The sequence below is a fragment of the Brevibacterium mcbrellneri ATCC 49030 genome, from assembly GCF_000178455.1.
Lineage (GTDB): Bacteria > Actinomycetota > Actinomycetes > Actinomycetales > Brevibacteriaceae > Brevibacterium > Brevibacterium mcbrellneri.
Window position 1 is genome coordinate 58,113 of record NZ_ADNU01000012.1, and the last position, 11,495, is coordinate 69,607.

An 11,495-nucleotide genomic window follows, 5' to 3' on the forward strand; every position below is an offset into this window, starting at 1 on the left:
TTTTAACCCTACACGGCAAACTTCTTTGTTGTTTGACCACACCTTGTAGAGAATGGTCACATGCGTTTTATTACTGAACCTGGATCTCACGATTTAACATACTCCGATGTTTTTATGGTCCCTAACCGTTCAGCGGTCGCTTCACGGTTTGACGTAGATCTGAGTTCAGTAGATGGAACGGGCACCACGATTCCCATTATTGCGTCGAATATGACTGCTGTTTCGGGTCGCCGAATGGCCGAAACAATTGCGCGTCGTGGCGGAATGGCGATTCTGCCGCAAGACATCCCGGTTCCGGTGGTGGCGCAAACGATCGAATGGATTAAAGAACGCCACCCTGTTGTTGAGACGCCACTGAAACTTTCTGTAAGAGACACTGTTTTGCAAGCCATTCACCTCATGCCCAGGCGCGTTCACGGCTGTGCAGTGTTGTTGGACGATGGAAAGTTTGCCGGGATTGTTTCCCAGGACAGCTTGCAGGGAGTCGATCAGTTCACGTCGCTTGCTGATGTCATGGAGCAGCCACAGGTCACGTTTGACATTGCAGAGTTCAACGATGTGGACAACCGCCGTAACTTGTTCGACAAGCTTGAAGACGCTCGCCTGGACTATGCCCCGGTTCTTTCGGGTGCCGAGGTGGTTGGCTGTGTGACGCGCGCGTCGATTTTGCGCTCCACGATCTACTCTCCGGCTTTGGATGCGCGCGGAAAGTTGCGCGTTGGTGCGGCCCTGGGTGTCAACGGCGATGTGGTGGCTCGCGCGCAAGCGCTCGCCGCGGCGGGGGCTGATGTGCTCGTCCTAGATACAGCACACGGGCATCAAGAAAAGATGATCGAGGCGCTGACAGCCGTTAAAGCTGAGGATTTAGGGCTTCCCTTGGTCGCCGGAAACGTCGTGACCGGTGAAGGTACTCGGGATCTTATTGAAGCCGGGGCCGACATCGTGAAAGTGGGAGTAGGGCCGGGAGCCATGTGTACGACCCGCATGATGACAGCGGTGGGGCGTCCACAGTTGTCTGCCGTGCTCGAATGCGCGCAGGCCGCAACCGAACTAGGTAAGCACGTGTGGGCAGACGGCGGAGTGAAATATCCACGTGACGTGGCTCTAGCGCTTGCGGCTGGAGCCAGCCAAGTCATGATTGGTTCGTGGTTCGCTGGCACGCATGAAAGCCCTGGCGACATGCTCGTTGATGAAAAGGGACAACGCTATAAGGAAAGCTTTGGAATGGCATCTGCGCGTGCAGTTGCCAACAGAACGCGCAATGAATCGCCATTTGACCGTGCGCGTAAAGCTCTTTTTGAAGAGGGTATCTCCTCTGGACGCATGTTTGTCGATCCGCAGAACCCCGGAGTCGAAGACCTTATTGACTCGATCACTTCCGGTGTGCGTTCCTCATGCACCTATGCGGGGGCGCGCTCGCTCCCGGAATTTGCTGAACGCGCAGTTGTGGGTGTCCAGTCGGCTGCGGGATATGACGAGGGCCAACCCCGCTTGCAGAGCTGGTAAACTCAAGGTCTATGACGAGTGACAGTCCCGGCCGGCGTGAGGCCGGCATCCCAACGTTTCGGCATACTGCCGATTTTTCCTTTCTCCAACCCGGAACTGTGCAATAAATGGAGTGGCTCTATCTTGCTTTGGCGCTCCTCCTCATCGTAGGCACAGGAGTTTTTGTTGCGGCTGAGTTCGCGCTACTGACTCTCGACAAGCACACTGTTGACGAAGCAGTGCGGAACGGCCAGCCAGGTGCTAAATATCTAGAAAAAGGTCTCCATCATCTTTCGACGCAGCTGTCTGCTGCGCAAGTGGGTATCACGATCACTACGCTGCTCACTGGTTACCTCATGCAACCGTCGCTTGGCGCACTTCTCATCCCGTTGGTCGAGGATCAGGGTGCTAGTGAAGCTGTATCGCGCGCTGTGTCCTTAACGGTGGCTCTGGTCATCTCCACTGTTTTGTCAATGGTTGTTGGTGAACTAGTCCCCAAGAACCTTGCGATTTCTGCACCCATGAAGGCCGGTAGTTTCGCGGTTCCTCTGCAATACATGTTTTCGATTGTATTCCGCCCAGTCATTGCGCTTCTGAACGGGACAGCCAACAAAGCGCTCGTCGCTATGGGGATCGAACCCCAGGAGGAAAGCTCCGCGGGCCGGTCAGCAGACGAACTGACCAGCCTTGTACGCCACTCGGCTGACGAAGGAACAATGGACGTTCAAACTGCCGACCTCTTGGCACGCACCTTGAGCATTTCTGAGCGGACAGCGGAAGACGTCATGACACCTCGGACGCGGATGGCCACAGTCGAAAAGGACACCACCGCGGCACAGATCACCGAACTTGCCCGACAAACCGGTTTCTCTCGATTCCCCGTCGTGGGGGATTCGCGTGACGACATTGTGGGCGTCGTGCACGTTAAGCAAGCGGTTGCAGTGCCCTTGGCTAACCGTGAGGATGCTTTTGCTGCAGGGCTCATGACAGATGTGTCGGAGGTCCCAGAAACGATGCCGGTTGACCACCTTTTGGTGGTGTTACGCAGTCGAGGTAACCAGATGGTGCTGGTCATCGATGAATACGGCGGCACGGCTGGTGTCGCAACTTTGGAAGACGTTGTTGAAGAGCTTGTTGGTGAAGTCGTCGACGAACACGACCGGTTAAGTGTGCAAGTCCGCCCAGCACGGGATGGCTCTTGGCTAGTCCCCGGGAGCTTGCGCCCAGACAATGTCACAGAGGCGACTGGAGTTGAGATCCCGGAAGACGTGGACTACGAAACGATGGCCGGGTTCGTCATGTTTTCTTTGGGAACGATCCCGAAAGTCGGAGACTCCGTGCGGGTGAAAGACGCCTCGCTCGTGGTTGAACGCATGCACGGGCACAGGATTGAAAGACTGCGCCTAGTTCCCGACTATCTGGGAGGTGCAGCGTGAGCGACTGGATGGGACTAGTCTGGCTGGTTTTCCTGTTAGCTGGAAACGCTTTTTTCGTTGCAGCCGAGTTCGCTGTCGTGTCCGCTAAACGTGCCCAGATCGAACCGCTGGCAGAAGAAGGTCGTAAAACAGCGAAAACCACCCTATACGCGATGGAACACGTGTCGCTCATGCTGGCGATCTGTCAGCTAGGTATTACGGTGTGTTCACTGCTCATTGGTAATCTCTCAGAACCAGCTATCCACCACCTACTGATAGGGCCACTTAACTATCTGTCGATCCCGGAGCAGGCCTCGGGAGTTATCAGCTTTGTTCTTGCATTAGGAATCGTCACCTACCTTCACGTTGTAGTTGGTGAAATGATTCCAAAGAACATTGCCTTGGCGACCTCCCGCACATCCGCCCTATTGCTCGCGCCGCCTCTCGTTTTCCTGGCTAAAATCTTTGGGTTTGTGATTCGTCCGCTGAACTGGTTTGCCAACTTCTTGCTGAGGCTGGTGGGCGTGACGCCTCGTAATGACGTGAACGCGGCGTACACCGTTGAAGAAGTCCAGCAGATCGTTGCCGAATCTAAGCGTGAAGGACTGCTCAATGACGAAACAGACTTGTTGAAGGGCGCGCTTGAGTTCTCGGACAAGTCTGTGGGTGACGTCATGGTGGCATTGAGCTCTGTTGTCACGATTCATGACGATGCAACGCCTGAGTATATTGAGCACCTGGTGGGTCGAACGGGGTATTCGCGCTATATCCTCATCGACGGCGATGGGCGGCCCGACAGCTATATTCACGTGAAAGATGTGCTGTACGCCGACACTCCAGAAACGTACACCGAACCCGTCCCAGCCAAGCGTTTCAGATCTATGGTTACCGTGTCCGTCACAGATGAGATCGAAGAAGCGCTCGCCACAATGCAGCATGCGGGTAACCACGTGGGGCGTGTGATTGACGGTGATGGGAAGGTCGTTGGCGTGTTGTTCTTAGAAGATGTCCTAGAAGAGTTGGTGGGCGAAGTTCACGACGCAATGCAACGAAATCAGCCACGGACCCCTCGTTAAATTGCGATGTGTAACACGTGTGTTCAAGGTACTTTACTGTGCATATGGCCTGTGACCTGCACTTTTGAATGCAGATGTGAGGTGTGGCACAATAAACCAAGCTTGAATGTCACAAAGTTATGACTTATCGTTACATTTCGTTACTATGTTGTGACATGGGCTCAAGGCCACATGTGTAGTCAAAGATGTGAGGAGAAGTAGGTGGAGAACGAAACCATGCAACCTGCTGTACGGCGACGAGACCTTCGCCGCGCACGCAAATCGCAGTCTCGCAAGTTCCCCACTTTCGCGAAACTCACGTCTTTTGCTGTTGCACCCCAGGCAACCTCGGCGGCCCCAGCTGTCCGCGGTTCGAACGGTGCCGCATTGCGCGCTCTGCGTCGCAAGCGCAACGTGACTCTCTCCGCAGTTGGAACCTTCGCCGTAGCAGGTGCTGCAATGACCGCCACTCTTCTCTCTGGCGTGGGAGCTAGCTCTTCTGGGCAGGTCACAACCGAAGCAGATGCGAGCTCACATGCGGTGTCCAGCGAAAGCGTTTCCGGCGGAGCCAACGGAGACGACGACATTCTGGCAGGACAGAGCGGTGCAGTCGGCGGCGTTAAGGCCGACTCGAAGGGTGACCCACGCGCATCCTCACTTTCCGTCAAGCGCACCGCCCTTCCTGGTTGTGAAGGTAAGGTCCCAGAAGGTGAAGCACAAAACGGGCAGCTACCAGAGGAGTGGCTGTGCAATCTGGGCATTGGTGACCACAAGTTGCGCCAGGATGCCGCTGTTGCATTCGCAAAAATGAACGCAGCGTACAAGGCCGACACTGGAAAAGACTTCGAACTCACAGACACATACCGCACCTTGGACGCGCAGGTGAGCGTTGCAGGCCGCAAGCCAGGTTTAGCTGCAAAGCCAGGAACCTCCCTGCACGGAATGGGTCTAGCAATTGACTTTGGTGGCGGTGCCGCACAAGCAAGCGGACCGCTGTACGACTGGCTCGTGAAGCACGGACACGAATACGGCTGGGAAAACCCAGACTGGGCTAAGTCCTCCAAGTACGAACCATGGCACTGGGAGTACGTGCCTGGTCGTCAAGGCGTCAAGGGATACTGAGCGACTCGAACCACATGATCAAAAGAAATGGCCTTCTTAGTTACAACTAAGAAGGCCATTAGCGTGTGTGGCTATTTCAGCGAGTCACGGAGGACGTTCTTACGGATCTTCCCCGTGGAGGTGCGGGGAAGAGCATCAACGAACTTCACCTTCTTGGGAGTTTCAAACCCAGACATGCGAGCGCGTGCATAGTCGATGATCTCCTTTTCGAGTTCAACGCAGGCGGGGTCATCTGCTGACTCCACGCGATCGGAAAGGACGACGGCCGTGACAGCTTCGCCCCAGTGTGAATCTGGCGCAGCAACTACAGCAACCTCAACCACGCCAGGTGCGTCCAAGAGGATCTGCTCCACCTTGAGCGACGACACATTTTCGCCACCAGTCTTGATGATGTCCTTTGCACGGTCAGTAAACCAGACCGTGCCGTCATCGTCTTTGTAGCCAATGTCGCCGGAGTGGAACCAACCGTAGGCAAAAGCACTTGCGTTCGCTTGCGCGTTGTTCCAGTAGCCAGGGGTGACGTGCGGGCCACGGTAGACGATTTCGCCTTCCTGCCCGGGCTCCAAGAGTGTGCCGTCCGGACCCATGATTTCCATACGCACACTTGGCACGGGCATTCCCCACGAGCCGCGCTTCTCTGGGTTTTGCGACGGCCAATGATGGACGGTCGCCGGGAGCACCTCGGTCTGACCCGACCCAAGAATAATGCGTGCGTCAGGCATGGCGTTTTGAAGGGCCGTCAGCACGGAGTCGGGCATGTGCGTCATTGCGTAAATTGCGGTTTTGACCGAACTGATGTTCGCTGTCACCTGTTCGTTTGCTTGCAGAAGCGCTCCGAACATCATGGGCAGAGCCATGATGATTTCGACGTTGTGCTTTTCGATCAGTCTCGCGCATTCCGCTGGGTCGAACGGATTGTGAAGAACGACCGTTCCACCAAACGAGAGAACAGGTATAACGAGCGTGTTCAAACCGGTCACATGATAGAGCGGAAGTATGTTGAGGAAAGGCGTGGGGCCGTTGTCCCAACTCACTCCCAAGAAGTTCGCGTTCATATAGGCGGCTGTTACCACGGCAGAGTGCTTTGATAGCGCCCCTTTGGGGCGCGAAGTGGTCCCCGAGGTGTAAATGCACTGGGCTACGTCATCGTCGTTGATGATGAGTTCAAGTGGTTCTGCGCTTCCCTGGCTCTGCAGGTCGTGGAAGTCGATGTGGGAGTCCTCGCCGGGTGTGCCGTCCGAGGTGTCAGTCTTCCTTACGATGACATTGGCTGGTGTGGGTGCGGGTTGTGCAGTCTGGGTTGTCAGAACGGACACAAACGTGTCGTCGGTGATGACTGTGAGGGTATCGGCATCATTGAGTATCCACTGAATATCGTCCGGGCCCAATGTGAAGTTGATCGGCATGACGGTCAACCCGGCTTTGACGATCCCAAAGTACGCCACGAGGAAGTCGTACGAGTTGCCCATGAGGAGGGCCACCGGCTTGGTTCGATCGTTGTGGATTTCGGAGAGTTTGTGGGCGAGCGCGTTCGAGTGCTCATTGAGTTCGGCGTATGTCCGCGAGGTGTCTTTTTCGATCACTGCTACGCGGTGTGGGCTGACGGAGGCCACGCGCAGAAGCATGTCCCCGGCAGCGTTGCGGGTTGCGAGGTTGTATTCCAGTGGGTCAACGAGTGAAACGTCTGATTTCATGATGAGACTCCAAAGATTTGAGGGTTGAGTGGCTTACACGTCTAAGCCGTCGAGTTTGGCAAGCACTTGAAGCATGACTTCATCGGCGCCACCGCCAATTGATGTCAGTCGCGAATCGCGCATGAATCGCGCCGTCCAGTTTTCTTCCATGTAGCCCATTCCTCCGTGTACTTGCACAACGTAGTCGGCGACTTCGCGTGACAGGCGTCCGGCCTTGAGCTTGGCAGCCGAGGTGAGGCGGGTCACGTCTTCACCGCGTTCAACGCGCTGAACTGCTCCGTGGAGGCTTTCGCGGAGGATCTCGATTTCGGCTTGCAGTTCGGTGATTCTGAACGCCGGATACTGGCACTGTGCCAGAGAACGGCCAAAGACCTTGCGGGTGCGCATGTATTCGCGAGTACGTTCGAGAGCGCGGTCGCATGAGCCGATCATCGAAGCTGTTCCGGACAAGCGTTCAATGAGGAACTGGAGCATCTGCTGTTGGAAGCCCCGACCTTCTTGACCAATCGTGTTGGCGACAGGCACGCGAACATCAGTCAGGCGCAGCTCGCATGTGTCGGAACACCGGTTCCCCAGTTTGTCCAGAACGCGCGTGACTTCAAAGCCCGAGGTGTCAGTGGGCACGATGATTTGTGACATTCCGCGGTACCCAGGTTCGTCCGAAGTGCGAACGAGCATGCAGACCCAGTCTGCGTGCGAAGCGTTAGTGATGAAGGTTTTTTGGCCGTTGATCACCCAGTGGTCGCCGTCGCGTTTGGCTGTTGTCCTAATGGCGGCGACGTCGCTTCCGGCATCGGGTTCAGTTACGCCGATTGAGGCGATCGCCTCTCCGGAAATCGCGGGTCGAAGGTACTTTTCCTTTTGCTCTGGTGTTCCCAGCTGGTTGAGAGTAGGGGTCGCCATGTTGGCGTGAGCTGTGAGCCCCAAGCCAACACCGGCTGCATCGGCTTTGCCCAGCTCTTCGGCAAGAACCATTGAGTATGCCAGCGACGCGCCACCTCCGCCGTACTTTGGGTCATATGTCAGCCCCAGGAGACCCAGGTCGCCTGCCGACTTCCATAGTTTGCGCGAATCCATGCCCGTGCGTTCCCACTCATCGACATGCGGGTTGATTTCTCTTTCAACGAACGTCGCAACCGTTTTTCGCAGTGCTTGTAGATCATCCACTTCTAGAGCTCCTTTGCGTCTAGTAGTTCCTGCCTGTGGTAGGTGGCGTATTTGAAGCATACGTGGATACAAGAAAAAGAACAATCACAGTTGCATGTTTTTTGTTTTGGTGCTTGAGTAGACAACAACACGACGCGCAAAGGAGCGAACCATGTCTTCTGATCAACTTGGGTCACGGCCCGTTCGCATTGCCAACTGTTCAGGCTTCTATGGCGACCGGCTCTCCGCGATGACCGAAATGCTGCACGGCGGCCCGGTAGATGTGGTGACTGGCGACTATTTGGCAGAACTCACCATGCTGATTCTGGCCCGGCAACGGTCAAAGGACCCAGCAAAAGGGTATGCCGCAACATTCCTTGCGCAGTTGCGCGAGAACCTGGACGTGATCGTGCGTAAAGACGTCAAGGTCGTGGTGAACGCCGGTGGAATGAATCCGCAAGGGCTCGCCGAGGCCGTCGATGGGTTAGCGAAACAGGCTGGTCTCGATGTGTCGGTGGCGACCGTGTGTGGAGACGATCTCACCGAAAGGGCTCCAGAGTTGGGGCTCGGTGAGCCGATTGCTGCAAACGCGTACTTAGGGGCCCACGGGATTGTGCACGCGCTGAACTCAGGTGCACAGATCGTCGTGACGGGACGAGTCACCGACGCTTCGGTCATCGTGGGGGCGGCTGCGTGGTGGCACGGATGGGAGCGGGAAAACTACGACGCGATCGCCGGAGCCATGGCCGCTGGGCATGTGATTGAATGTGGGGCCCAAGCCACAGGTGGAAACTTCAGCTTCTTTCACGAAATTCCCCACATGACCCGCCCAGGGTTCCCCATTGCGGAAGTGGCCGCCGACGGAAGTTCGGTGATCACCAAACACCCGGATACTGACGGGGCGGTGACAGAAGAAACGGTTCTTTCCCAACTTCTCTACGAGATCCAAGGAGCCCGTTATGCAGGACCCGACGCGGTTCTGCGCCTTGACAGCATCACGCTCGAACAGCTGGGCAACGACCGGGTGGGGATCACCGGAGCAGTAGGAGAAGCACCACCGCCGGATCTCAAAGTGTCCGTGACCGAACTTGGTGGTTACCTCAACGAAATGGTGTGGATGATCACCGGGCTCAACGCACGCGAAAAAGCCGATCTGGTGAAACACCAGTTTGAAGCTGCGCTGACAGAAAAACCCGCCGAGGTCGAATGGAGTTTCGCACACTCCCAGCCTGGTAGCGCGACCACACAGGAGGAAGCCACCTCGGTCCTGCGAGTCCTGGCACGCGACCCTGACCCTGCCAAAGTAGGGCGTGCGTTCTCCAATGTAGGAGTCGAACTGGCTTTAGCCTCATACCCAGGGGCATTTATGCAACGACCACCCGAAGCTGGGAAGGTCTACGGCAGATACCGTGCGGCTTATGTACCACAGGACACGCCGAACCACACAGTGATCCTGGCAGACGGAACCCACACCACCATCACGCCGCCACACTCAACTCAAAAACTCGAACCCACCTCGGCCGACTCCCACCACCCACCGGTCCCCGACCAATCACCAGAGCAGGGCGGAACACAAGGAAGTCAGGTACACCTCGGGGACGTTTTTGGAGCACGTTCAGGTGACAAAGGAGGGGACGCCAACATCGGTATTTGGGCGCGCAACGAAGCCGGGTACGCGTGGCTCAAACGCAACATGACCGTCGAACTCTTGCGCACGCTCCTCCCGGAAGCCCGTGAACTAGAAGTTGAACGCACGGAACTAGACAACCTGGGCGCCATCAACTTCGTTGTGCACGGCATTTTGGGAGAAGGTGTGGCCTCCCAAGCACGCTTCGACCCGCAAGCAAAAGGACTGGGCGAATACGTGCGCTCGCGCACTGTGAGACTGCCAGAAGACGTTCTCAACGCGCCGGTCACACGCGGCCGCAATACCAACTCGCAAACCGCATAACCAGATTGGACACACTCACATGACCGTACTGACGAGCAAACTCGACACGTCGAGTGAGAGCTACAAACGCGCCCAGTCTGTGATGGCAGACAAACTGGCCGAACTCGACACAGAAAACGGCCGACTCCGCGCAATGGGCGGCGAAAAAGCCGTTGCCAGACATAGAAAACGCGACAAGCTCACCGTGCGCGAACGCATTGAGCTTCTGCTGGACCCCGACACTCCGTTTCTCGAACTTGCCCCGTACGCGGCGTGGGGCACAGACTTCAACCTAGGCGGGGGCATCGTAGGCGGGATCGGCGTGGTCTCTGGAGTCGAGACCCTGGTGATCGGAAGTGACCCCACCGACCACGGGGGGACCATCAACCCCTGGACTCTACGCAAACAGCTACGGCTCATGGACATCGCGCAAGAGAACCGTCTGCCCTTGATCTCGCTTGTGGAATCCGGGGGAGCGAACCTGCCAGCCCAAAAGGACATCTTCATTCCCGGCGGTGCACAATTCCGGAAGCTCGCAGAACTGAGCAAAGAGGGAATTCCAACTATCGCCCTGGTCTTTGGGAACTCCACAGCTGGCGGGGCCTACATCCCCGGTATGAGCGACTACACCGTCATGATCGACAAGAAATCCAAAGTGTTCTTAGCAGGACCACCCCTGGTCAAAGCGGCCACAGGAGAAATCAGTGACGACGAATCCTTGGGTGGAGCGCAAATGCACGCCAAGGTTTCTGGTCTTGCGGACTACTTCGCGACCGACGAGCAGGACGCAATTCGAATTGGGCGACGCATCGTTGCACGGTTGAACTGGAAAAAGGAAGGGCAGAGGCCCGCATACGCTGCGCCACCTCGGCTTGACGAAGAGGAACTCATTGGGATCGTTCCGGAAGACCTCAAGATCCCCTTTGACCCCAAAGAGATCATTGGGCGCGTGGTCGATGACTCCGACTTTGACGAATTCAAGCCACTCTACGGGCAGTCGCTGGTCACAGGCTGGGCGCGGATTCATGGATACCCCGTAGGAATCCTGGCCAATGCGCGGGGTGTGCTTTTTAGCGAAGAAGCGAAAAAAGCCACCCAGTTTATTCAGATTGCAAACCGGCAACGGACTCCGCTGCTGTTCATTCACAACACTACTGGTTACATGGTGGGGCGCACGTACGAAGAACGCGGCATCATCAAAGATGGAGCTGCCATGATCCACGCAGTTTCGACCTCGGAAGTTCCTCACCTCACACTGTTGGTGGGTGCCTCGTACGGGGCCGGCCACTACGGCATGTGCGGGCGAGCCTTCAACCCGCGTTTCGTGTACGCGTGGCCCAGTGCTAAGTCAGCTGTGATGGGATCGCAACAGTTAGCCGATGTTGTCACATCGGTGGCAGCGGCGTCAGCAAAAGCCCGCGGGATTCCTTTTGACGAAGACGCCAACGAAATGCGCAGGGAAATGATCAAGAACCAGATTGATTCAGAATCATTACCACTCTTTTTGTCAGGCCACATATACGACGACGGAATCATTGACCCCAGGGACACTCGGACGGTGCTGGGTATCTCCCTGTCGGCAGTTTCGCAAGAGGAAATCGACTCTGACCGTCGCTACGGAATCTTTAGGATGTGATTCCTTTGACAT

8 protein-coding genes are annotated in these 11,495 nt (G+C 56.4%); 6 read left to right on the forward strand and 2 right to left on the reverse strand.

Annotation, left to right across the window (positions count from 1 at the left end; all coding sequences use genetic code 11):
• Nucleotides 1-60: 60 nt before the first annotated feature.
• From guaB1 to HMPREF0183_RS01665, 4 genes are all read left to right on the forward strand, one after another.
• Nucleotides 61-1,506, forward strand: coding sequence for a GMP reductase (gene guaB1, locus HMPREF0183_RS01650; protein ID WP_005882117.1), 1,446 nt, complete (start codon nucleotides 61-63; stop codon nucleotides 1,504-1,506).
• Between the two features lie 107 nt (nucleotides 1,507-1,613).
• On the forward strand, nucleotides 1,614-2,921 hold the full coding sequence (locus HMPREF0183_RS01655) for a hemolysin family protein (RefSeq protein ID WP_005882119.1): 1,308 nt from the start codon (nucleotides 1,614-1,616) through the stop codon (nucleotides 2,919-2,921).
• Complete coding sequence (locus tag HMPREF0183_RS01660; RefSeq protein ID WP_005882121.1) at nucleotides 2,918-3,976, forward strand: hemolysin family protein; 1,059 nt, start codon at nucleotides 2,918-2,920, stop codon at nucleotides 3,974-3,976. Before HMPREF0183_RS01655 ends, HMPREF0183_RS01660 begins: the two co-directional genes overlap by 4 nt.
• A gap of 201 nt (nucleotides 3,977-4,177) precedes the next feature.
• On the forward strand, nucleotides 4,178-5,077 hold the full coding sequence (locus HMPREF0183_RS01665; RefSeq protein WP_005882123.1) for a M15 family metallopeptidase: 900 nt from the start codon (nucleotides 4,178-4,180) through the stop codon (nucleotides 5,075-5,077).
• Between the two features lie 71 nt (nucleotides 5,078-5,148).
• Here the strand turns inward: HMPREF0183_RS01665 and HMPREF0183_RS01670 are convergent, their stop codons facing one another.
• On the reverse strand, nucleotides 5,149-6,771 hold the full coding sequence (locus HMPREF0183_RS01670) for a class I adenylate-forming enzyme family protein (RefSeq protein WP_005882124.1): 1,623 nt from the start codon (nucleotides 6,769-6,771) through the stop codon (nucleotides 5,149-5,151).
• A 33-nt stretch (nucleotides 6,772-6,804) separates the two neighbouring features.
• Nucleotides 6,805-7,938 carry an acyl-CoA dehydrogenase family protein gene (locus tag HMPREF0183_RS01675; protein ID WP_040347664.1) on the reverse strand — a complete coding sequence of 378 codons (1,134 nt, stop codon included), beginning with the start codon at nucleotides 7,936-7,938 and terminating at the stop codon, nucleotides 6,805-6,807.
• A 151-nt stretch (nucleotides 7,939-8,089) separates the two neighbouring features.
• Here HMPREF0183_RS01675 and HMPREF0183_RS01680 point away from each other — a divergent pair, with 151 nt between their 5' ends.
• On the forward strand, nucleotides 8,090-9,868 hold the full coding sequence (locus HMPREF0183_RS01680) for an acyclic terpene utilization AtuA family protein (protein ID WP_005882128.1): 1,779 nt from the start codon (nucleotides 8,090-8,092) through the stop codon (nucleotides 9,866-9,868).
• Nucleotides 9,869-9,887: 19 nt separating this feature from the next.
• Complete coding sequence (locus tag HMPREF0183_RS01685; RefSeq protein WP_005882130.1) at nucleotides 9,888-11,483, forward strand: acyl-CoA carboxylase subunit beta; 1,596 nt, start codon at nucleotides 9,888-9,890, stop codon at nucleotides 11,481-11,483.
• Nucleotides 11,484-11,495 lie beyond the last annotated feature (12 nt).